Here is a 22,760-nt window from a genome sequence, read left to right on the forward strand (position 1 = left end):
TGTTCAGATCGCTCCTGCGGTCGCTTCCTCGACCAACTTGCGTATGGTCTCGGCGTCCGCCTCGACCGGATTGACCTTGACGCCGTCGCCGACGAAATTCTGTCCGGCCACGATCACGCGTGCGCCTTTCGGGATGCCGCCGAGGATCAGCGCCCCGGTCGAATCGTCGACGATGTCGATCGGGTGGAACACCACCTCGTCATTCTCGTTGACCGTCCGCACGCCCAGTTCGCCGTTGTCGTTGAGGGCGACGACCGACCGCGGAACCGGAGTGGCCAGCACGGGCGCGCCGCGCAGGATGACTTCCGTCGTCATGCCCGACGGGATCGTCAGGTCCGGATTGGCCACCTCGACCTCGACGGTGAAGGTGCGCGTCGCGGCCTGCGCCTCGCGGCTGATGTAGCGGATCGTGCCGGTTACGGTCTCGCCGTTGACCAGCCGCAGATCGGCCTTGTCGCCGACCCGGGCGACACCGAGATCGCTTTCATTGACTTCGCCGAGCCCGATGATCGGATCGAGCGCGATGAGCTTGGCAACGCCCGTTCCCGTGCTGACGGCGGCGCCGTCCTCGACCTGCACGACGTCGATCACCCCGTCATAGGGTGCGATGACGTCGAGCTTGTCGACCTCGGCCTGTGCGGCCTCGACCTGGCTCTCGGCAGCCCGCAGCGCCGACATGGCGGCGTCGCCCTGCAGCTTGGCGAGCGTGCCCTTTTCCACCAGCCTCATCTTGGCGTCGGCCTCGGCCTTGGCCTGTTCGAGCGCCTGCTCGGCCGAGCGCAAGGCCGCCTCGCGGCCTTCCGGCGCGATGCGGGCGATGACGTCACCCTCTTTCACCGCGTCGCCCTGCCTGACGAGCAATTCGTCGATGATGCCGCCGGCGCGGGCCGTCAGCGTCGTTTCCTTGTCGGCCTCGGTGACGCCAGAGATCTTCACCGACCGGGCGTGATCGATCTGCGGAATGACGGCGACACCGACCGTCGGCAGCGCCTTCGTGGTCTCGGCCTGCGTTTCGGTCGCTTCGGCAGCCGGCGTTTCGCTCGCAGCGCTGGCCTGGCTTCCGACCGAAGAGAATTCGCCGGTGGCGATCCAGGCGGCAGACCCGAGGAAAACGAGTATGGCAATGTAACGGTTTGATTTCATCGTCGTCTCTACAATCGCAAGAACCGGCTATAGGCCCGGGATGGCCTTCAGGTGGCCGTCTTCAATTCCTATTCAAGAAACCGGACGGTTTGTCCGGTCGTTTTCGAACATTTGTGAAATCGATTGTTGTCGGATTGCCACATATTCCTATGCACAAGGCCCGAAACAGTGATTTCGATCTCCGTATCTACGGACCAATGTCCACTGCATTGTCATAACCACCCACAACCGACGGTCCTGGGTGCTATGGCACTGTATTCGTTAAGATCTCGAACGTCCGGCGCCCCGGTCTGGACGGTGATGGCGCGCCCGGAACGCCCCGAACCACATTCAGGTCATCCGAAACCGCATGCTGGATCCCGTCTTGCAACACATCTTGCATGGCTTTCGGCCCTGCCCGGAGCACCCCATCCTGACAAATTGACAAAATAACGAAAAATGTCATATCGTCAAGACATGCAGTTCCAACCGACTTCAGACAAGCGCGGCGCGATCATTGCCGCGGCGCTCGACGTGTTCATCAATTACGGGTTCAAGAAAACCTCCATGGACGACATCGCGCGTGCCGCCGGCATGTCGCGTCCCGCCCTGTACCAGGTCTTCAAGAACAAGACGGAGATTTTTCGGGCCGCGAGCCTCGGCATCCTCGAGGTGATGGGCCACACCGCGAGAGCCGCTTTCGAGAGCGACAAATCCTTCGCCGACAGGCTCTACGATTCGATCGACAACAGCATCCTCTCCCTGCATCGCAAGATCGACGCGACCCCGCATGGCGCCGAATTGATGGGCGTGAACGAGGAAGTCGCCGGCGACATCGAGGAAAAGTGGTGCGATCAGATGATCGGCGCGATCACGGCAGGAATTCAGAACGCTGAGGAATCCGGCGAGATCGCGCTCGATCCGATCGGGGTCGACGCCCGCACCGTCGCGACCATCGTCATGCAGACCATGGAAGGCCTGAAGGCGAAATATCTGCGCGGCGAAACCATCGACGGCGACGTGCGCAACATGGTGACGTTCATTTCCGGCGCATTGCAGGCCGCAAAGACACGGAACTGAGCATTCAGGACGCTTGCTTGCGCGGCCGCAGCCGCTCCATCGCCGCGCGCATCCGCCGTCCGACGGGCTTTTTCGGTTCCTGCGGCAGGATATGCGGCGAGATCTCCTCGGTGAGATCCAGTGTCGGCCGCTCTCCGATAGCTTCGAAATGCTGTTCCAGGAAATCGGCCGCTGCGGCACGGCCCAGCTCCTTCAGATACTGCAGGAATGACCATTCGGCATTGACCTTGGTAGAGGCCGACAGTTCCTCGACCACGGCATCCGCGGCGATCCGGTGCATGCGGATCGTCTTGTAGTCGGTCCCGTTCAGGCGCCCGTCCGCCTTCAGCCGGCGGACGAATTCGATGGCGCGGAATTCGCGGAGCAAGCCGGCGTTGAAGGTGATCTCGTTCATCCGGTCCTGGATTTCGAAGGCCGTGCGCGGCGTCTTGGTCGTCTCGATCGGATTGATCTGCACCAGCAGGCAATCCTGCGTCTCCGCGGCATAGAAGAACGGAAACAGAGCCGGATTGCCGCCGAAACCGCCGTCCCAATAGGGAACCCCGTCAATCTCCACCGCCCGGAAGATGGTCGGCAGGCAGGCCGAGGCCATCACCACGTCGCAGCTCAATTCGTCCGGCCGGAACACCCGCACCTTGCCGGTCAGCACATTCGTGGCCGACACGAAGGTCTTGATGGCCTTGCAGTGATGCACCCGATCGAAATCGATCTGCTTTTCGACGACGTCGCGCAGCGGGTTGATGTCGAGCGGATTGAGGTCATAGGGCGAGAACACCCGCGACAGCAGATCCAGCCCGCGATAGGCCGGCGAGAATTCCAGGCTCCAATTGCCCCACATCGCGTCCAGCGGCGTGCGCTGCACCGGCGAGAACCGTCCCGTCTTGCTGACCGCATGCCAGAAATCGTGCAGCGCGGCGCGCGCGCCGTCGCGACCGTCCCTTTCCCAGCCGTCGACCAGGGCCACGGCGTTCATGGCGCCGGCGCTCGTTCCGGAAATGCTGTCGATATCCAGCCGGCCGTCCTCGAGCAGCGCGTCGAGCACGCCCCAGGTGAAGGCGCCATGCGATCCCCCGCCCTGCAGGGCGAGGTTGACGGGTTTTGCCTGTTTGGTCACGGGATCAGAGCGCCGTCCATCCGCCATCGACGGAGATCGTCGTTCCGGTGATCTGCTCGGCGTGATCGGAACACAGGAAGACCACCGTGCCGCCGATCTGCTCGACCGTCGCGAACTGTTTCGACGGCTGCCGCTCCAGAAGCACCTCGCGCACCACCGTCTCGCGATCCATCCCGTATTTCTCCATCGTGTCCGGGAGCTGCGCTTCGACCAGCGGTGTCAGCACATAGCCGGGACAGATCGCGTTGCAGGTGATCGGGGCTTCCGCGGTTTCCAGCGCCACGACCTTGGTCATGCCGACCACGCCGTGCTTGGCGGTGACATAGGCCGATTTGAAGGGCGAAGCGGTCAGCCCGTGGGCCGACGCGATGTTCACGACACGGCCCCATTTGTGTTCGCGCATCATCGGCAGCGCCGCCGCCGTGGTGTGAAAGGCCGAGTTCATATTGATCGCGATGACCCGGTCCCACGTCTCGACGGGGAATTCCTCGATCGCCGCGACATGCTGGATGCCGGCATTGTTGACGAGGATGTCGACATGGCCGAACGCCTCGGCCGCCTTCCCGATCAGCGCCCGCGCCGCCTCGCCCTTCGACATGTCCGCCTGGATGTAGACCGTGCGATTGCCGTGTTTCGCCGAGATCTCTTCGGCGAGCGCATGATCCGCGTCATTGTCCGTGTAGGAATTGATGACGACATTGTGTCCCTCGGCCGCCAGCGCATGTGCGACGCCGAGCCCGATGCCCGAAGTCGATCCCGTAATCACCGCTGTTCTTGTTTTTTGCATTGGATGATCGTCCTTCGCTGCCTAGATACCGTTGACTGCTGCACTGCAACATAGTCGCAACCGGGACACCTGCAAGAACGCAGAAATACGATGAGAGGGAAAAACGACGCATGGCGATTTCGATTTACGGATACCCGGGCTGCACCACGGTGAAGAAAGCGCGCGAATGGGCCGAGGCCAGTGGGCTCGATCCGCATTACGAGCACTTCGCCAAGTTGCCGGACCTCAAGGCGCATCTCGGCGACTGGGTGAAAATCGCCGGCCTCGACGCCGTGTTCAACGAAAAGGCACAAACCTTCCGCAAGATGGCGCCGGAGGAACAGGCCGCGATCACGGCAAGCGAAGCCTCCAGGATCGAGGCGATGGCCGCCGACCCGCGGCTGATCAAGCGCCCGGTGGGCACGGACGGCGCGAAAGTCCTGACCGGTTTCAAGCCGGCCGAATGGGAGGCCGCCTTTCTGTGACCGCCGGCGCGATTGCGCCGGATCGGCCGAAACGATAAGGAACCGGCGAATGCCGGACGAGAACGATGACCGACTATCTGACTGAACCCCTGGCCCGTCACCGCACCGTCGCCGTCAATGTCGGCGGCGTGTCTGTAGGCGGCGATGCGCCGGTCGTCGTCCAGTCCATGACGAACACCGACACGGCGGATGTCGATTCCACCGTTGCCCAGGTGGCCGCGCTTCACCGCGCCGGCTCTGAGATCGTGCGCATCACCGTCGATCGCGACGAAAGTGCCGCCGCCGTGCCGCGCATCCGCGAAAGGCTGGAACGGCTCGGCGTCTTCGTGCCGCTTGTCGGCGATTTCCATTATATCGGCCACAAGCTTTTGGCCGACCATCCGGCCTGCGCCGAGGCACTCGCCAAATACCGGATCAATCCGGGCAATGTCGGTTTCCGCGAGAAGCGCGACCGGCAGTTCACCGACATCGTCGAGATGGCGATCCGCCACGACAAGCCGGTGCGCATCGGCGTCAACTGGGGCTCGCTCGACCAGGAACTCCTCACCCGGCTGATGGACGAGAACCACGAGAAGGGCGCGCCGCTGACCGCCCGTCAGGTCACCCGGGAAGCCATCGTGCAATCGGCGCTGTTGTCGGCGAACCTTGCGGAAGATGTCGGCCTGCCGCGCTCGAAGATCATCCTGTCGGCCAAGGTCAGCCAGGTTCAGGACCTGATCGCGGTCTACACGATGCTCGCCTCGCGCGGCGACCATGCGCTGCATCTCGGCCTGACCGAGGCCGGCATGGGGTCCAAGGGCATTGTCGCCTCGTCCGCCGCCATGGGCATCCTGTTGCAGCAGGGCATCGGCGACACCATCCGCATCTCGCTGACGCCGGAACCCGGCGGCGACCGCACCCGCGAGGTGCAGGTCGGTCAGGAATTGCTTCAGACCATGGGCTTTCGCCAGTTCCTGCCGGTCGTCGCGGCCTGTCCAGGCTGCGGCCGCACCACGTCGACCGTGTTCCAGGAGCTAGCCCAGACCATCGAGGCCGACCTGCGCCAGAACATGCCGGTATGGCGCGACAAATATCCCGGCGTCGAGGAACTGAAAGTCGCCGTGATGGGCTGCATCGTCAACGGCCCCGGCGAATCCAAGCATGCCGATATCGGCATCTCGTTGCCGGGCACGGGCGAGACGCCGGCTGCCCCGGTCTTCATCGACGGCAAGAAGGCCGCGACCTTGCGCGGGCCGGACATCGCCAATGAATTCCAGAAGATGCTCGGCGACTATATCGAGCAGCGTTTCGGTCATGCGGCCGAACGAAAAGCCGGCTAAACACCAAGCGGGAGGTCGCAAGGCCATGTCGCTCCGCATCGTCGCAACCCTTTGCCTGGCCGCCGCCCTCGTGACGCAAGCGCGCGCCGAGGACGGGCAGGTGCGCGTCGTTCTTCCGCTGCAGCTCGACAATGTCAGACCAGACCAGGAATTCGAGCGCGTCGATCCCGACGCCGACAGGAAGACCTATGACGTCGAGACGCTGTGCAACCTGATTGCCACCTCCGCCGACGCCCACGGCCTGCCACGGTCCTTCTTCACGCGGCTGATCTGGAAGGAAAGCCGCTTCGACATTTCCGCCCTGTCGCGTGCAGGCGCCCAAGGCATCGCGCAGTTCATGCCGGGCACGGCGTATCGACGCGGCCTTCGCGATCCCTTCGATCCCGAACAGGCGATCCCCGCTTCCGCCGCCTATCTGTCGGATCTGCGCACCGAATTCGGGAATCTCGGGCTTGCCGCGGCGGCCTACAATGCAGGCGAGGAACGCGTTTCCAGCTGGCTCGCCCGCGGCGGCTACCTGCCGGGGGAAACGCAAGGCTATCTCCTCGCGATCTTCGGCAAGACCGCGGAAAGCTTTCGGGAAATGACGACCGATGAGGAACAGCCGCCGCTGCGCGAAGGCATGAGTTTCGACCAGGCCTGCCGTGAACTGCCTGTCACGCCGGCAACCGTGCTGCTCTATGACGACACCGACGCACCCGCCTGGGGCGTCCAGCTTGCCGGACATTTCGACCGCGCCGTGGCGCTGCGGATATTCGAGGAAGTGCGCATCCGCCATGCCGGCATCATCGGCGAGCGCGAACCAGCCGTCTTCTCCAAGCGATCGACCATCGGCCGCAGGCCGCTTCACGTCGTCCAGATCGGCGCGGCCGACAAGCGCGAGGCAAGCGACCTCTGCAACCAGCTTCGGCTGGCCGGCGCATCCTGCGTGGTCGTCAAGAACTGATCAGACCGGTTCCGAAATGATTTGGCATTTTGCGTAGATTTCCTAGGATTGCCGCCAGGCCACGAAACGCGCTGCGTCTCGCAGAATGTGCCCCGCTTCGCCGTATGGCTCCAGCAAGGTTTCAGCCTTCGCCACCAGTCTGGCAAGCTCGTCACGCGCCCAGGCCTCGCCTTTCAGGCCGACCAGCGTGGCCTTGCCCGCGTCGGCGTCCTTGCCGGTGGCCTTGCCCATGGCGGCGGCCGTCTGGGTGACGTCGAGAAGATCGTCGGCGAGCTGGAACGCCACGCCGATCGTTTCACCGAAGCTGCGCATTCTGTTCAGGTCGGCCGCTGGCGCATCGGCCATGATCGCCCCGGCCTCGCACGCAAAGCGGATCAGAGCGCCGGTCTTCATCGCCTGCAAAGTGACCACCCCCAGTTCGTCGGGACGCGTCTCGGCGGCGGCCAGATCAAGCGCCTGACCACCCGCCATTCCGCCGAACCCGGCCGCGCGCGCAAGCCGGCTGATCAGCCTGACGCGAATTTCGGCACCGAGGCCGCAGCCGGGATCCGACAGGAGGTCGAAGGCGAAGGTCAGCAGGGCGTCGCCGGCGAGGATCGCGGTCGCCTCGTCGAACGCCTTGTGCACCGTCGGCAATCCGCGTCGCACATCGTCATCGTCCATGGCGGGCAGATCGTCATGGATCAGCGAATAGCAATGCACGCATTCCAGCGCCGCGGCGGCGGGCAGGGCGCTTTGCTGCACGACGCCGAAGAGCCGCGCGGATTCCAGCACCAGGAACGGCCGAAATCGTTTGCCGCCGTTGAGAACCCCATGCCGGATCGCCGCCATCAGGTGGTCGGGGCGAACCGTCTCGCCCTCCAGCGTCGAGCGGCCGAGAACCATTTCGAGATGGGCCTCGGTTGCGGAGGCACAAGCGGCAAGCGCGTCTGAGAATGCGGCGTCTGACATGGCATCCCGATGACCCTTCGCGACCGTCCGGTCAAGTGCCAGCCGTTGCGGCGCAAAGCCCTGTTGCAGCGGGCGGGCTTATTGCCTAGGAATTTCGGGCACTGCGCCGGATCATTCAACCGGGGACTTTGAACGCGTTGGCCTCCAGACGGAACGCCGCCAAGACGGCCAAAAAGACCAGCGGAAGCACGGCTTCCCGTCCGAAGAAGTCCTCAACCGGCGCCGGCTGGCGACGCTGGTTCCTTCGTGCTGTTCGATTTTTTGCGATCGTCATTGCCGTCATGGTGGCGATCCCCCTGATACTCACGCTTCTCTACCGCATCGACGCGATCCGCCCGGTTTCGACCTTGATGCTCGCCGATCTCGCCCGGTTGGAGAAGTTCGAACGCGACTGGGTGGAGTTCGACGACATCGCGCCGATGCTCGTGAAATCGGTCGTCGTCTCGGAGGACGGCAAGTTCTGCCGGCATTACGGCATCGACTGGGCTGAATTGAACGCGGTCATCGAGGACGCGCTGGACGGCGAACCGACGCGCGGCGCGTCGACGATCACCATGCAGACGACCAAGAACCTGTTTTTGTGGCCGGGCCGGTCGCTGGTGCGCAAGGCGGTGGAAATGCCGCTGGCGATCTGGGTCGATTTCGTCCTGCCGAAGAAGCGCATCATGGAGATCTATCTCAACATCGCCGAATGGGGCGACGGCATCTATGGCATCGAGGCGGCGAGCTGGACCCATTTCGGGCGTCCCGCACTGGACCTGACGGACCGGCAGGCTGCGCTCATGGCCGTGACGCTGCCCAATCCCTACCAGCGCAATCCGGCAGCGCCGACGACACATCTCAACCGGCTCGCCAATGTGATCGAGGCGCGGGCGCGCCGCGCGGGTCCCTTCGTCACCTGCCTCTACTGAGCGGCGGATGCGACAAAATTTGCGCGCGAGTCTGGTCAAGTCAGATTTGAGCGTGTATAGGCGCGCAATCTTTTTCAAGCACATGTCGGATGCCTGCCGACCGCACCGGTCGTCAACTGGGCTCGTCCGATCGAACTGGAGACTGAAAATGGCTGTTCCGAAGCGAAAAGTGACCCGCTCGAAGCGCGGCATGCGTCGTTCGACGGATGCGCTGAAAAACCCGTCCTATGTCGAGGACAAGAATTCCGGCGAACTGCGCCGCCCGCACCACATCGACCTGAAGACCGGCATGTATCGCGGCCGCCAGGTTCTGGAGCCGAAGGAAGGCTGAGCCTTCTTCACTCCTTCAGGCATGAAGAAACCCGCATTCGCGACGAATGCGGGTTTTTCGCGTTTGTCCGTTACTGATCGATCTTGGCGGCCATGATGGCGATGGCCTGCTGATAGACACCGGCGGCGTTCCAGCCCTGGATCGCGCGAAAATTGGTCTGGCCCGGCTGATACCCGGCACCCCGCTTCCACCCATGCGCGCGCAGGAAGTTCGCCGTCGAGGCGAGCGCGTCATATTGCGAGCCCGCCAGATCGACACGGCCATTGCCGTCACCGTCGACGCCATATTTCAGCACGCTGCCCGGCAGGAACTGCGTGTGGCCGACCTCGCCATGCATCGCACCCTTGGTGTTCGATGAGATGACGCCGCGATCGACGAGCTGCAGGGCCGCGTAGAGATGGCCGGTGAAGAAATCCGACCGGCGGCAATCATAGGCGAGCGTGGCGATCGCCGACACCACGTTGGAATTCCCCATGAAGCGACCGAAGCCCGTCTCCATGCCGTGAATGGCCAGCAGGGGGCCTGCCGGTACGCCGTATTTTGCCTCCAGCCGGGCGAAGAATTTGGCATTCGCCTTCTTCTTCTGGCGTCCGACCGAAACGATCGAGTTGGCGCCGCGGATCTGCATGAATTTCTGCAGCGAGTATTTGAAGCTCTTCTGGTTGCGATCCGCATGGATCGTCTTGGTGGCATAGCTGGTGCCGGCGAGCGCCTTCAGCCCGCGGTTGCCGACGCCATTTGCTTTCGCTTCGGCTGCAAATTGGCTCTTCCAGCGTTCGAAGCCGCTGGAATTGTTGCCGCATTGTGCCGCCTGTGCCTGGCTGGTGAACAATGCTCCCGCCATCATCGCCGCGCAAAGCGTCAGTTTCGCCAGTCTCAATTCCATGCCGTGTCCTCCAGACCTCGGGTCGACGTGCTCTGCCCCGCGGCGGAACATGCCCGATTCCGGGGAAAAAGTCAGGTCTGATTTGCTGCCAGAACGAGGGAAACTAGCGGGCGCCGAAAATGGCCGTTCCGACCCGTACGCTCGTCGCGCCGAAACCGATTGCGGTCTCGAAATCGCCCGACATGCCCATGGAAAGCCGGTCGATCCCGTTCTCGGCGGCAAGCTTGCGCAACAGCGCGAAATGCGGTCCCGGGTTCTCGTCGAAGGGCGGGATGCACATCAGCCCTTCGATCGAAAGCCCGAGCTCGTCACGGCAGAGCGCGAGAAAATCGGCGCAATCGTCGGGAGCGATCCCCGCCTTCTGCGGTTCCAGCCCGGTGTTGATCTCCACATAGAGCCGGACGGTCTTGCCCTGCTGCTCCATCTCGGTGGCGATGGCCCGCGCGATCTTCTCGCGGTCGACTGTCTGGATGACGTCGAACAGCGCCACCGCTTCCTTCGTCTTGTTGGATTGCAGCGGCCCGATCAGGTGCAGTTCGACGCCGGAGAAGTCTGTCGTCAGGCCCGGCCACTTGCCCTGCGCCTCCTGCACGCGGTTTTCTCCGAAGACGCGCTGGCCTGCTTCGAGCACAGGACGGATGGCGTCGGCGTCGAACGTCTTCGAAACGGCGATCAGTTCGACGTCGCCAGGATCGCGGTCCGCCTCCTGCGCGGCCGCGGCGATCCGGCTCCGCACATCCTTCAATCCCTCGACTGCCGACATATCCGAACCCCGCATGCTCTGAGGCCGCTGCAGGCGGCCGGTTGTTGACGGCTTGCCCTTTTATCGGCAAGAGACCGTTGATTTGTTTCGCGGCGCAAACCTGCATGTCGCCGCACGGAATTCAAGAGTTTCACCGAAATGGCGACCGAACGATACAATCCGCGCGAAGCCGAACCCAAATGGCAGAAGGCCTGGGCGGACGCAAAACTGTTTGAAGCGGACAATGATGATCCGCGGCCCAAATATTACGTCCTGGAGATGTTCCCCTATCCGTCCGGGCGCATCCATATCGGCCACACGCGCAACTACACGATGGGCGACGTCGTCGCTCGCCACCGCCGCGCCCTGGGCTACAACGTCCTCCACCCGATGGGCTGGGACGCCTTCGGCATGCCGGCGGAAAACGCCGCGATGCAGAACAAGGTGCATCCGGGCGCCTGGACCTACGACAACATCGCCACCATGCGCGAGCAGCTCAAGCTCATGGGCCTGTCGATCGACTGGTCGCGTGAATTCGCCACTTGCGACGTCGATTATTACCACCGGCAGCAGATGCTGTTCCTCGACTTCCTCGACAAGGACCTCGTCTACCGCAAGCAGTCCAAGGTGAACTGGGACCCGGTCGACATGACCGTGCTCGCCAATGAGCAGGTGATCGACGGCTGCGGCTGGCGATCCGGCGCGCCGGTCGAGCAGCGCGAGCTGACCCAATGGTTCTTCAAGATCACCGACTTCTCGCAGGATCTGCTGGATTCGCTCGAGACGCTGGATGAATGGCCCGAAAAGGTCCGGGTCATGCAAAAGAACTGGATCGGCCGGTCGGAAGGCCTGCAGATCCGCTGGCAACTGGACGCGGCGACCGCGCCGGAGGGCGAGACGGAGCTGGAGGTCTATACCACCCGCCCGGACACGATCTTTGGCGCCTCCTTCATGGCGATCGCCGCCGATCATCCATTGGCGAAAAAAGCCGCGGCGACGAATCCCGAGCTGGCCGCCTTCTGCGAGGAATGCCGGCGGGCCGGCACTTCCGTCGCCGAATTGGAAACGGCCGAGAAGAGGGGCTTCGACACGGGCATCCGCGTCGTTCATCCCTTTGACGAGAGCTGGACGCTGCCGGTCCACGTCGCCAATTTCGTCTTGATGGATTACGGCACCGGCGCGATCTTCGGCTGCCCTTCGGGCGACCAGCGCGACCTCGACTTCGCCAACAAATACGGCCTGCCGGTCATTCCGGTGGTGATGCCGAAGGACGGCGACGCGGCGACCTTCCAGGTCACCGAAGAAGCCTATGTCGATGACGGCGTGATGATCAATTCACGCTTCCTCGACCAGATGACGCCTGAAAAGGCCTTCGAGGAAGTTGCCGACCGCCTGGAGAAGACGGACTTCGACGGCAGGCCGCAGGCCGAGCGCAAGGTGCGCTTCCGGCTTCGCGACTGGGGCATTTCCCGCCAGCGCTATTGGGGTTGCCCGATCCCGGTCATCCATTGCGAGGCCTGCGGCGTCGTGCCGGTCCCGAAGGCCGATTTGCCTGTCAAGTTGCCGGACGACATCGACTTTGAAAAGCCGGGCAATCCGCTCGATCGTCACGCGACGTGGCGCGATGTAGCCTGCCCGAGCTGTGGTGCGGCGGCGAAACGCGAAACCGACACGATGGACACCTTCGTTGATTCGTCCTGGTATTTCGCGCGATTCACCGCACCGAAGGCCGACGAGCCGACGGACCCGGCCGCCGCCAATGACTGGCTGCCGGTCGATCAATATATCGGCGGCATCGAGCATGCGATCCTGCACCTGCTCTACTCGCGCTTCTTCACCCGTGCGATGCGCGAGACCGGTCACCTCGACCTCGCCGAGCCCTTCAAGGGCCTGTTCACGCAGGGCATGGTCGTTCACGAGACCTATCGCACCGGTTCCGGCACCTCCGGAAAGTGGCATGCGCCCTCCGAAATCCGGCTTGAGGAAAGTGGCGGCACCCGGCGTGCGGTGGTGATCGACACCGGCGAGGAAGCGCAGATCGGGCATCTGGAAAAGATGTCCAAATCCAAGAAGAACACGATCGGTCCGGAAGAGATCACGCAGAGCTACGGCGCCGACACGGCGCGGTGGTTCATGCTGTCCGACTCGCCGCCCGATCGCGACGTGGAATGGAGCGACCGTGGTGCTGAAGGCGCGCACCGTTTCGTCCAGCGCATCTGGCGCGTTGTCTCGGGTGCGGCACCGTCGCTCGCCGCGGGCGATGCCGGTGCCGCGGAAGGTGATGCGCTCGCCATGCGCAAGGCCGCCCACAAGGCGTTGAAGGCGGTTGGCGAAGATTTCCAGAAGCTCGGTTTCAACCGAGCCATCGCCCGCGTGCATGAACTCGTCAACGAGATCGCTCCGGCCATCGAGAAATCGACGAACGGCTCGGACACCGACAAGGCCGCGGCCCACGAAGCGTTGTCGATCCTCGTTCAGATCTTTGCGCCGGTCATGCCGCATCTGGCGGAAGAGTGCTGGACCTGCCTCGGATATGACAGCCTGGTCGCCGAAACCCACTGGCCCGCGTTCGATCCGGCGCTGGTGGAAGAGAACTCCGTGGTGATGCCGGTGCAGATCAACGGCAAACGCCGCGGCGAGATCACCGTCGCGAAAGACGCCGACAAGGAGAGCATCGAGCGAACCGCGCTCGACGCGGACTTCGTCATTCATCACCTTGCCGGAACGGCACCGAAAAAAATCATTGTGGTTCCGCACCGGATCGTCAACATTGTCGCCTGAGGCAAAGGGGAGCCTGATCCCATGATTAAGCTTGGCGCGCGCATCGCCGCAGTCGCACTTACGGGCCTGGTGGCCGCCTGTACGGTTCAACCCGTCTACGTGCCGGCGACGCCGGAAGCGGGCGCCAAGGTTTCGGCGCTGCGCTCGATCTATATTGAGCCGGTTAATGATCGCGTCAGCCAGCGCGTCCGCAACGAATTGATCTTTCTTTTCAACGGCGGATCAGCCCAGTCGGACGAGCCGGAATACGAGCTCGACCTGACCGTGTCGAAACGCAACAAGAAGGTCCTGGTGGTTCTGACCGACCTTGACGGTGAACCTACGGCCAGTACGGTCAAGATCACCGTCAACTACCGACTGACGCGCGTTTCCGACGACACGATCATCGGCAACCACCGGACGTCCGGTTCCGCTTCCTATGACCTGACCAATCAGGAATACGCCAATATCCGCGCCGAGCGGGACGCCGAAAACCGCGCCGCGCGCGATGTGGCGGAACGTCTGCGTGCCCTGATCGCGACCGATCTGAAACGCGCCGGAGCGCTTTAGGGCCGAAACCGTGGCCGAATTGAAAGCCGGCGAAGTTGATCGGTTCCTGAGACGTCCGGACGCCGGCAAGGCGCTCTATCTCGTCTACGGGCCGGATCGCGGTCTCGTCTCCGAACGCGCCGAGATCCTGGCGAAATCGACCGGCGTCGATCTCGCCGACAGCTTCTCCACCGTCAAGCTCGACGCGAACGAACTCGCCTCCGATCCCGTCCGGTTGATCGATGAGGCCTATACGGTGGCCATGTTCGGTGGGGATCGGCTGATCTGGATCCGCAATGCGGGCAACCAGAAGGACGTCCTTGCCAATATCGAGGCAATCCTCAAGGATCCGCCCGACGCGGTAAAGCTGATCGTCGAGGCCGGGGATCTGAAAAAGGGCGCCGGGCTGCGTGGCAGCGTCGAGAAATCGGCCAACGGCATCACCCTGCCTTGCTATGCCGACAATGCGGCTGCCCTGAGTTCGCTCATCGACGCGACATTCGGCGAGACGGGCCAACGCCTGTCGCTCGACGCAAGGCGCTATATCCAGGACCACATAGGCGGGGACCGGCGCGCCTCGCGGGGTGAACTCGAAAAACTCGCACTCTACGCCCATGGCGAAGACGAGATCACGCTTGAAATGGCAAAACAATCCATCGGGGACGCCTCCGCGGTGTCATTCGATGCGGTGGTGGACTCGGTCATCACGGGGCGATTGGCCGATTTCGACGAAGCGATGCAGAGCTTTCTGGCCGCCGGCTCCAATCCCCAGCCGCTTCTCGCCGCCGCGATACGCCAGTTCCAGCAACTCGATCTGTTGCGCGCGGAGATGGACAAGAGCGGCCGGCCGGCCTCGGCCGTCATCGGCGCGGCCAAGCCACCCGTGTTCTTCGCGCGCCGCAAGACGGTGGAAACAGCGCTCAGCCGTTGGACTGCGGTTGGTATCCGGCACGCGCTTCGCCGTTTGCAGGATTGCGTGCTCGAAAGCCGCATGAACGCGGCGCTCACCACACCGGTGGCCCGTACGGCGCTGCTAGCGATTACGATTCAGAGCGCTCGACGTCGTTAGTCGGCAAAATACGAGTAGCTTTTATGCGCCTTGAAGGCGGTGGCACAGCGAATCGAGCTGTTCCAGCGTCTTGTAGCGCACCTTGACCTCGCCGCCGTCTCCACGGTGGCTGATTTCGACGCGCAAGCCGAGCTGGTCGGTCAGGAGCTTTTCCAACGCCAGCGTGTCCGTGTCTTTTTCTTCACTGGACGATCCGCGTTTGCCGCTTGATTTACTCGGTGCATCACCGGCTTGCGCCAAATGTTCCGCCTGGCGAACGGACAGGCCATCCTCGATGATCTTACGCGCCAGCGCCTCGGGATCTGCCGCCGTGATGAGCGTGCGGGCATGCCCGGCGGATAGGTCCCCGTTCTGAACGTGGTCTCGCACGGAATTCGGCAGCTTCAGCAAGCGCAGCGTGTTCGCAACATGACTGCGGCTCTTGCCGATCACGTCACCGAGATCGGCCTGCGTGTAATTGTATTCGTCGATAAGCCGTTGATATCCCGCTGCTTCTTCGATCGCGTTGAGATCGGCGCGCTGCACGTTCTCGATGATCGCGAGCTCCAGAGCGACACGGTCATCAACATCGCGGATGATAACCGGTATCTCGGCAAGCCCCGCCCGCTGGGCAGCCCGCCAGCGGCGTTCGCCGGCAACGATCTCATACATGCCGGTATGCCCGGCCTGCGGCCGGACCATCACCGGCTGAAGGATGCCGTGCTCTCGAACCGAGGCGGCAAGATCGTTCAGTTCATCCTCAACGAACTCGCGACGCGGATTGTTCGGATTGCGGATGACGAATTCGATCGGCAAGTGGCGATCCGCGGAATGCGGACGTGCGGCCTGCTCTGCCGGCTGATCCATTTCGCCGATCAGGGCCGCAAGGCCGCGTCCAAGTCGTTTGCGGGAACCGTCGTCTGCCATGGTCTTCCGTTCTTCGTCCTGCGAGTGCCTAGGCCGCTGCCAGCTGACGCTCGCGCCGGATCACTTCCGAGGCAAGCTGCAAATAGGCCTGGCTGCCCGCGCAGTTCAGATCGTAGAGGATCGCCGGCTTGCCGTGCGACGGCGCTTCCGAAACCCGAACATTGCGCGGGATGATCGTGTCATAGACCTTGTCGCCAAGATGCGACCGGACATCGTCAACCACCTGAAGCGCAAGATTGTTGCGCTTGTCATACATCGTCAGGACGATTCCCTGGATTTCCAGCGTCGGATTGATCGACCGACGAACCTGGTCGACCGTCTTGAGAAGCTGGCTCAGACCCTCGAGAGCGAAGAATTCGCATTGCAGCGGCACGAGAATCGAATGCGCCGCGGCCATCGCGTTCAAAGTCAGCAGGTTCAGGGACGGAGGGCAGTCGATCAGCACGTAGGAAAAGCGCGACGTGATCCGGCCAAGGGCATTGCGCAGCCGGAAAACCCGATCCTGCGCGCCGGCGATCTCCATTTCCACGCCGAGCACATCCATGGTGGACGGAACGATCGAAAGGTTCGGCACGGCGGTCGGGATCGCAGCGTCGATCACGTCGGCATCGCCGAGCAACACGTCATAGGACGAGATCTCGCGATCCTCGCGGTCGATGCCGAGCCCGGTCGAGGCATTGCCCTGAGGGTCGAGATCGACGATCAGAACGCGCTCACCAATGGCCGCCAGCGCGGTCGCCAGATTGATCGCCGTCGTCGTCTTGCCGACGCCACCCTTCTGATTCGCTATCGTGATCACGCGGCAATTGTCCGCCATGCCAATGCCCTCGAAATCGGAAACCGGTCACGCCGAACGCGGTCGCAGATTGGATATCTCCAGAATAACGGAGTCTGCATCGATCCGGCTCTCATGTCTTACCAGATCGAAATCCCATCGCGCACGGCTTTCTTCGATCTCCGCCGAATATCCACGGCCTTTGTGAAACAGCGCACGCGTTTCGGCTTGCAGCCATACGGCCGTCATGTCGAGCAATGCGGGGAGGGCGGCCAGGGCCCGCGCAGTCACGATTTCAGGCGCGGCGGATCGTCCGACAACGTCCCCGATCCGGGCCGGATGAATCAGTACCGAGGGAGCACATTGCGCCTTCACGGCCTGCAGAAACGCGGTCTTCTTGCGGTTGCTCTCCACCAGTTCCACGCGGGCTTCCGGCCGGTCCTGCAACAAAATGGCGATCACCATTCCCGGAAATCCGCCGCCGGAACCCAGGTCCACCCAATGACATGCCTGGGGAGCGAGATCGAGGATTTGCGCACTGTCGGCCACATGCCGGCGCCAGAAGTCGTTCTGGGTTGAAGGCGCTGTCAGGTTGATCCTCGGCGACCACTTCTCGTAGAGCGCAGCATAGTCTTCCAGCCGGCGGAGTGTTTCACGTGAAACATCAGCCAACAAATCCGACGGAATTTCGGAATCGAATCGATTCCTCATGCCACGCGATCCGACCGTCGCCGCCTTTGCTGTACATGCGCGACGATCAAACTCAACGCCGCCGGCGTGATGCCCTCGATACGAGCAGCGACCGCAAGCGTTTCCGGCTTTCGACTGACCAGCTTCTGCTTAAGCTCATTGGAAAGCCCAGCAATCCGTTCATAGTCGAGATCTTCCGGGATCGAGGTTTGCTCTTCCTTCTGCACCGAGGCGATGTCAGAGGCCTGCCGCTTCAGATAAACGGCATACTGCGCTTCGATTTCGAGGCGCTCGAGAAGATTCGGGCAGAACGCACCGAGACTAGGCCAAATACGCAACACATCAGCCATCGCGATGTTCGGATAGGACAGCAGGTCATACGCCGACCGCCGCACACCATCCTTGTTGATTTCGAGTCCGAATCGATTGGCCTCCTGCGGAGAGATCGCATCACTCTGAGCAAGACCTCGCAACGCCGCCAATTGTTGCGTCATCGAATCAAACGCACCACGTCTTCTCGCAGTGGCCAAGCCGACATCTATCGCGAGCGGCGTCAGCCGCAAATCGGCATTATCGACACGCAAGGAAAGCCGATACTCAGCGCGCGACGTAAACATGCGATATGGTTCAGAGACCCCGCGCGAGACAAGATCGTCGATCATGACGCCGATATAGGACTCCGTGCGACTGAACGTGACCGCCGGCAAGCCGCCCGCCAATCTCGCGGCATTCAATCCCGCGACCAGCCCCTGTGCGGCGGCTTCTTCATATCCAGTCGTTCCGTTGATCTGCCCCGCGAGAAAGAATCCGCTCACGCCACGAAGCTGCAGGCTGACATCCAGTGCCCGTGGATCCACATGATCATACTCGATCGCGTAGCCCGGCTGCAGCATCACGGCGCTTTCGAGCCCGGGAATCGTCTTCAACAATGCGCGTTGCACGTCCTCCGGCAGCGATGTCGAAATTCCGTTCGGATACACCGTATGATCGTCCAGACCCTCGGGTTCCAAAAAGATCTGATGCCCGTCGCGCTCGCCAAACTTGACGATCTTGTCTTCGATGGAGGGGCAGTAGCGCGGGCCGACACCCTTGATGTTGCCGGAATACATGGCACTCCGGCCCAGATTGTCCTCGATGATGCGATGCGTCTCGGACGTGGTACGCGTCACGCCGCATTCGATCTGAGGATTGGTGATTGATTCCGTCAGTGTCGAGAAAGGAACGGGATCGTCGTCCGCCGCCTGCATGACGAGATTGTCCCATCCAATCGTCCGACCGTCGAGACGGGGAGGCGTTCCGGTCTTCAGGCGACCGAGTGGAACGCCAAGGCGCTGCAGCGTGCCCGACAAGCCGACGCTGGGCTTCTCACCCATCCGGCCGGCGGGAATCGTCTTCTCTCCGATATGAATCAATCCGCGCAAGAACGTGCCGGTCGTCAGAACGAGCGCACGGCAGCACAGCTCGCTTCCATCGGCCAACAGGACGCCCGCCACCTGGGTGTCATCTGCCAGCGCCAGATCAACTGCCTCCCCTTCGACCACCGAAAGGTTCTCAATCGCCGAGATTTCGGCCTGCATCGCCTCTCGGTAAAGCTTCCTATCGGCTTGGGTGCGAGGACCCCGCACTGCGGGCCCCTTTCGGCGATTCAACATCCGGAACTGAATTCCGGCTGCATCCGCGACCCGGCCCATCAATCCGTCGAGTGCATCAACCTCGCGCACAAGGTGGCCCTTGCCGAGCCCGCCAATGGCCGGATTGCAAGACATTGTGCCGATGGTGGCAAAGGAATGCGTGAGCAAGGCTGTACGCGCACCGATCGCTGCGGCTGCACGGGCAGCCTCGCAGCCGGCGTGGCCTCCGCCGATCACTATGACGTCAAAGTCGCGTTTCATCATGTGGTCCGTTATGAGAGGTCTTGGCATGGCGCAGGAAGTCGGGGAGGTCAAGAGCGCCTGTGTTTCACGTGAAACATCGTGCAGTGCCGGCCCTGTCCATCGGCGACTCACTTCCCGATGCAAAACTCCGAGAAGATCACACCCAGGATATCCTCGACCGTGTGCTGCCCGGTAATGCTTCCGAGGTTGAAACCCGCCGCACGCAGATGCTCTGCACGCAACTCCAACGGAGCATCAAAGCCATCGAGACTCAGTTCGATCTCGCGGACCGCGCGCCTGAGTTGATCGAGGTGTCGTTGCCGTGTCGGAAGAGAAGCCAAATCCCGACCGATTGTTTCATCCAAATGTTTCAGAAGCGAATCGAATAGCGATTCCAAACCGCCTTCGGCCTTCGAGGATACTGTCACCAAGCCCGCCGTACTGTTTCGCTCACGCAAGTCAGCCTTGCTCAAGATCTGCCAGACCGGAACACCACTCGGCACCGAAAGATCGTCCCACGACCCGGTGTCCGAAAGATGAAGCACCAGATCAGCATCGCCCGCACGAACGAGCGCGCGCCGCACACCCTCTGCCTCGATCGCGTTCTCAGTTTCGCGTATCCCCGCAGTGTCAGCCACCAGGACCAGTCGCCCGCCGATGACAAGCCGCGTCTCGACAATATCACGCGTCGTACCCGGCTCGTCTGAAACGATGGCAACCTCACTGCCCGCGAGCGCGTTCATCAGGCTCGACTTTCCGGCATTCGGCGCTCCGACGATCACGATGCGAAACCCTTCACGCACCGCGTTTGCACGGCCCGCACCAGCAATATGCTCCTCCATCGCGCTCAGAAGATCGCGCATATCCGCCCAAACCTGATCGGCCACCGAACCCGGAACATCTTCCTCGTCGGAAAAATCGATCTCGGCTTCGATCATCGCCCGCGCATGCAGCAACCTCTGCTGCCAGCCGTCATAGATTGCCTTCAATGCCCCGGAGGCCTGCGAAAGCGCCAGGACCCGCTGGGCCTCGGTCTCCGCTGCAATCAGGTCGGCAAGCCCTTCAGCCTCAGTCAGATCGAGCTTGCCGTTGACGAACGCCCGCCGCGAAAATTCCCCAGCTTCCGCCATGCGCAGACCCGGAAAGCCCGCCAGTTCATCCAGCATCCGGTCCACCACCGCACGCCCGCCATGCAGGTGGAACTCCGCACTCGCCTCACCGGTAAAACTCGCGGATCCTGGAAACCAAAACACGAGCCCACGATCGATCGCGGAACCATTCCGGCTTCGAATCGAACAAAGCGTCGCTTGCCTCGGGTTCGGTAACCGTCCAGCAGTCGCTTCCACGACATGCCCTGCGTCGGGCCCCGATACGCGGATCACCGCGACACCGGAAGGAAGCGCCCCACTCGACAGAGCGTATATCGTGTCCATATCGTTTCCTGTCCGAATCGACGGAGAATGACGCGTGACCGCACCTGACCAGAACCGGCTGGCCGCCTCGGCAAGCCCCTATCTCCTGCAGCACAAGCACAATCCAGTCCATTGGCAGCCCTGGGACGACGACGCGCTAGTGGCTGCACGAGAGCACGACCGGCCAATCCTGCTCTCCATCGGCTATGCCGCCTGCCACTGGTGCCATGTGATGGCGCATGAAAGCTTCGAGGACGACGAAGTCGCGGCGCTTATGAACCGCCTCTATATCAATATCAAGGTGGACCGCGAGGAACGGCCGGACATCGACCAGCTCTACATGGCCGCTCTCACCGCCATGGGCGAGCAGGGCGGCTGGCCGTTGACCATGATTCTCACCCCGGACGGCAAGCCGTTCTGGGGTGGGACCTATTTCCCCAAGTACGCGCGATACGGCCGCCCGGGATTCCTCGATGTCCTCGTGCAAGTCGAAGCCGCATGGCGCAACCGCCGCGACGACATCAACGCCAACGCACTCCGGCTCCAAAACCATCTGCAGCAGCAACTTGCCGGCAGCGCCGCCCCCGCTCCGATCACGCCAGAGGCCATCGCGAACTTCTCAACCCAGGTCGCGAAACTCTATGACCCCGAACTCGGTGGCTTGAGCGGCGCACCCAAATTCCCGAATGCGCCGTTTCTTGAAACGCTCTGGCGGGCCTGGATGCGAGATAACGATGCAACGGCCCGCGACCGGTTCCTTAAAGCGCTGACGGCGATCAGCCTTGGCGGCATCTACGATCATGTCGGCGGCGGACTGGCGCGTTACGCCGTCGACGGCCGCTGGCTGGTCCCGCATTTCGAGAAGATGCTCTACGACAACGCCCACTTCATCCGCCATAGCGTCTGGGCACATTCTTGGACGCAGAACGATTTGTTCCGCTATCGAATCGAAGAGACGATCGCCTGGCTGCAACGCGACATGCTCCTTGCGACCGGCGGCTTCTCCGCCAGCCTCGACGCGAACTCGGAAGGAGAGGAGGGCAAGTATTATGTCTGGTCTCTCAACGAAGTTGCCGACGCTCTCGGCAGTGAAGCCGAGGCCTTCTCAGCCATCTACGACGTGTCCGAGAGCGGGAACTGCGAAGGCAAGAACATCGTCAATCTCTTCGCGCTCCGGAAGGAGCCTGACCAGGCGCTCGCGGCAATCGAACGGCATCGTGATGCGCGCGAGAAGTTGCTCGACCGACGGCAGAACCGCATCCCGCCGGGCCGCGATACCAAGGTTCTCGCGGACTGGAACGGCTATGCCATCCGCGCAATCGCTGACGCCGCTCGCTATTTCGGATCCGAATCGTGGCTGCGCCTGGCAGTCGATCAGTTCGCCATTTTGAAGACCGCTCTTTGGAACGACGACCGCCTCTCACACGTCTTCGACGGATCCAAGGCCAGCGATTTCGGTTTTGCGACCGACTATGCCGCGATGATCAATGCAGCCCTGTCACTGTTCGAAGCGACAGGCGATCGGTCGTTTGTGCAGGACGCAGTAGACCTGTGCTTAATCCTTCGGAGGAATCATTACGATTTCGAATCGAATCGGGGATTCTGGATGCAGGAGCGTGATCGCAGCGATTCGCCGATGCGTACCTGGAACGACCTCGATGAAGCCAACCCGTCGACGACAGCACAGGTCATCGAAGCGCTGTCTCGCCTGGTCCTCGTGACCGAGGACGTCGGATTGACGGGGCAGCTCGATGGGCTGACCGCACATGCCGCGGGGCGCATCATGCGAAGCCGCTTCGGGCAGGCCGGTTTCATGAACGCGGGCGACTCCGTGCTGGCGGCACGCAAACTCGTCATCGTGGGAGAAGAGAGGACGTCGGATCCGCTTTGGGCTGCAGCCAGCCAGCGACCCGACCCGCGGCGCATCGACGTGTTTTACAAAGTCGGAGAAACGCCCGATCAATATGCGGGGGCCGGCGCCTATCTCTGTACCGGCATGATCTGCACGCCGCCGGTCACCACCGCCGACGCGCTGCGCGAACTTCTTGATCGAGCGAACTGAATCCGGCTAA

22 protein-coding genes are annotated in these 22,760 nt (G+C 62.5%); 10 read left to right on the forward strand and 12 right to left on the reverse strand.

The window, feature by feature from the left end:
• Positions 1-3: 3 nt before the first annotated feature.
• A complete protein-coding gene (locus tag MRY80_RS20925) occupies positions 4-1,143 on the reverse strand; it encodes an efflux RND transporter periplasmic adaptor subunit (protein WP_293293164.1) in 1,140 nt (379 codons plus the stop codon).
• A gap of 438 nt (positions 1,144-1,581) precedes the next feature.
• On the opposite strand from MRY80_RS20925, the gene MRY80_RS20930 reads away from it, so the two are divergent.
• Positions 1,582-2,202 (forward strand): TetR/AcrR family transcriptional regulator, encoded by a 621-nt coding sequence (locus tag MRY80_RS20930; protein WP_293293165.1) that lies wholly within the window; start codon positions 1,582-1,584, stop codon positions 2,200-2,202.
• A 4-nt stretch (positions 2,203-2,206) separates the two neighbouring features.
• On the opposite strand, the gene MRY80_RS20935 is transcribed toward MRY80_RS20930, so the two are convergent.
• The gene (locus MRY80_RS20935; RefSeq protein ID WP_293293166.1) at positions 2,207-3,343 is read right to left on the reverse strand and encodes a patatin-like phospholipase family protein; all 1,137 of its coding nucleotides are present in this window, start codon (positions 3,341-3,343) and stop codon (positions 2,207-2,209) included.
• Positions 3,321-4,103: a 3-hydroxybutyrate dehydrogenase gene (locus MRY80_RS20940; protein ID WP_293293168.1), complete on the reverse strand. Its 783-nt coding sequence runs from the start codon at positions 4,101-4,103 to the stop codon at positions 3,321-3,323. Before MRY80_RS20940 ends, MRY80_RS20935 begins: the two co-directional genes overlap by 23 nt.
• A gap of 110 nt (positions 4,104-4,213) precedes the next feature.
• Between MRY80_RS20940 and MRY80_RS20945 the strand changes: the two genes are divergently transcribed.
• The 3 genes from MRY80_RS20945 (at position 4,214) to MRY80_RS20955 (ending at position 6,832) form a co-directional block, all read left to right on the forward strand.
• Positions 4,214-4,567, forward strand: a complete 354-nt coding sequence (locus MRY80_RS20945) for an ArsC/Spx/MgsR family protein (protein ID WP_293293169.1) — start codon at positions 4,214-4,216, stop codon at positions 4,565-4,567.
• A gap of 65 nt (positions 4,568-4,632) precedes the next feature.
• Complete coding sequence (gene ispG / locus MRY80_RS20950; RefSeq protein ID WP_293293170.1) at positions 4,633-5,886, forward strand: flavodoxin-dependent (E)-4-hydroxy-3-methylbut-2-enyl-diphosphate synthase; 1,254 nt, start codon at positions 4,633-4,635, stop codon at positions 5,884-5,886.
• Between the two features lie 25 nt (positions 5,887-5,911).
• Positions 5,912-6,832 (forward strand): lytic transglycosylase domain-containing protein, encoded by a 921-nt coding sequence (locus tag MRY80_RS20955; protein WP_293293171.1) that lies wholly within the window; start codon positions 5,912-5,914, stop codon positions 6,830-6,832.
• A 42-nt stretch (positions 6,833-6,874) separates the two neighbouring features.
• Here MRY80_RS20955 and MRY80_RS20960 read toward each other — a convergent pair whose 3' ends face one another.
• Positions 6,875-7,717, reverse strand: a complete 843-nt coding sequence (locus MRY80_RS20960; RefSeq protein ID WP_293294176.1) for a polyprenyl synthetase family protein — start codon at positions 7,715-7,717, stop codon at positions 6,875-6,877.
• A gap of 181 nt (positions 7,718-7,898) precedes the next feature.
• Positions 7,899-8,066 (reverse strand): hypothetical protein, encoded by a 168-nt coding sequence (locus MRY80_RS20965; protein ID WP_293293173.1) that lies wholly within the window; start codon positions 8,064-8,066, stop codon positions 7,899-7,901.
• Between MRY80_RS20965 and MRY80_RS20970 the strand changes: the two genes are divergently transcribed.
• Both MRY80_RS20970 and rpmF read left to right on the forward strand, forming a co-directional pair.
• Positions 8,065-8,694, forward strand: coding sequence for a transglycosylase domain-containing protein (locus tag MRY80_RS20970; RefSeq protein ID WP_293293174.1), 630 nt, complete (start codon positions 8,065-8,067; stop codon positions 8,692-8,694). The genes MRY80_RS20965 and MRY80_RS20970 overlap by 2 nt on opposite strands.
• A gap of 148 nt (positions 8,695-8,842) precedes the next feature.
• Positions 8,843-9,025 carry a 50S ribosomal protein L32 gene (gene rpmF / locus MRY80_RS20975; RefSeq protein WP_223477607.1) on the forward strand — a complete coding sequence of 61 codons (183 nt, stop codon included), beginning with the start codon at positions 8,843-8,845 and terminating at the stop codon, positions 9,023-9,025.
• Between the two features lie 70 nt (positions 9,026-9,095).
• On the opposite strand, the gene MRY80_RS20980 is transcribed toward rpmF, so the two are convergent.
• Both MRY80_RS20980 and MRY80_RS20985 read right to left on the reverse strand, forming a co-directional pair.
• Positions 9,096-9,911, reverse strand: a complete 816-nt coding sequence (locus MRY80_RS20980; protein ID WP_293293175.1) for a lytic transglycosylase domain-containing protein — start codon at positions 9,909-9,911, stop codon at positions 9,096-9,098.
• Between the two features lie 103 nt (positions 9,912-10,014).
• Complete coding sequence (locus MRY80_RS20985) at positions 10,015-10,674, reverse strand: YggS family pyridoxal phosphate-dependent enzyme (protein ID WP_293293176.1); 660 nt, start codon at positions 10,672-10,674, stop codon at positions 10,015-10,017.
• Between the two features lie 138 nt (positions 10,675-10,812).
• Between MRY80_RS20985 and leuS the strand changes: the two genes are divergently transcribed.
• Genes leuS through holA form a run of 3 tightly spaced genes read left to right on the forward strand, consistent with a single transcriptional unit; the run spans position 10,813 to position 15,031 of the window.
• Positions 10,813-13,434, forward strand: coding sequence for a leucine--tRNA ligase (leuS, locus tag MRY80_RS20990; protein ID WP_293293177.1), 2,622 nt, complete (start codon positions 10,813-10,815; stop codon positions 13,432-13,434).
• 21 nt (positions 13,435-13,455) lie between these two features.
• The gene (gene lptE, locus MRY80_RS20995; protein WP_293293178.1) at positions 13,456-13,983 is read left to right on the forward strand and encodes an LPS assembly lipoprotein LptE; all 528 of its coding nucleotides are present in this window, start codon (positions 13,456-13,458) and stop codon (positions 13,981-13,983) included.
• 10 nt (positions 13,984-13,993) lie between these two features.
• Complete coding sequence (gene holA / locus MRY80_RS21000; protein ID WP_293293180.1) at positions 13,994-15,031, forward strand: DNA polymerase III subunit delta; 1,038 nt, start codon at positions 13,994-13,996, stop codon at positions 15,029-15,031.
• Between the two features lie 21 nt (positions 15,032-15,052).
• Here the strand turns inward: holA and MRY80_RS21005 are convergent, their stop codons facing one another.
• The 5 genes from MRY80_RS21005 to mnmE all read right to left on the reverse strand — a co-directional run bounded on the left by MRY80_RS21005 (position 15,053) and on the right by mnmE (position 20,709).
• A complete protein-coding gene (locus MRY80_RS21005; RefSeq protein ID WP_293293181.1) occupies positions 15,053-15,937 on the reverse strand; it encodes a ParB/RepB/Spo0J family partition protein in 885 nt (294 codons plus the stop codon).
• 28 nt (positions 15,938-15,965) lie between these two features.
• Positions 15,966-16,754, reverse strand: coding sequence for a ParA family protein (locus tag MRY80_RS21010; protein ID WP_293293182.1), 789 nt, complete (start codon positions 16,752-16,754; stop codon positions 15,966-15,968).
• A 27-nt stretch (positions 16,755-16,781) separates the two neighbouring features.
• Positions 16,782-17,423 (reverse strand): 16S rRNA (guanine(527)-N(7))-methyltransferase RsmG, encoded by a 642-nt coding sequence (rsmG, locus tag MRY80_RS21015; RefSeq protein WP_293293183.1) that lies wholly within the window; start codon positions 17,421-17,423, stop codon positions 16,782-16,784.
• The gene (gene mnmG / locus MRY80_RS21020) at positions 17,420-19,294 is read right to left on the reverse strand and encodes a tRNA uridine-5-carboxymethylaminomethyl(34) synthesis enzyme MnmG (protein WP_293293185.1); all 1,875 of its coding nucleotides are present in this window, start codon (positions 19,292-19,294) and stop codon (positions 17,420-17,422) included. The genes rsmG and mnmG overlap by 4 nt, the downstream gene beginning before the upstream one ends.
• 110 nt (positions 19,295-19,404) lie before the next feature.
• Positions 19,405-20,709 (reverse strand): tRNA uridine-5-carboxymethylaminomethyl(34) synthesis GTPase MnmE, encoded by a 1,305-nt coding sequence (gene mnmE / locus MRY80_RS21025; RefSeq protein ID WP_293293186.1) that lies wholly within the window; start codon positions 20,707-20,709, stop codon positions 19,405-19,407.
• Positions 20,710-20,743: 34 nt separating this feature from the next.
• Between mnmE and MRY80_RS21030 the strand changes: the two genes are divergently transcribed.
• Entirely contained in the window at positions 20,744-22,750 is a 2,007-nt protein-coding gene (locus tag MRY80_RS21030) for a thioredoxin domain-containing protein (protein WP_293293187.1), read from the forward strand.
• Positions 22,751-22,760: the final 10 nt, after the last annotated feature.

The organism is Oricola sp., assembly GCF_022763245.1.
GTDB lineage: Bacteria > Pseudomonadota > Alphaproteobacteria > Rhizobiales > Rhizobiaceae > Oricola.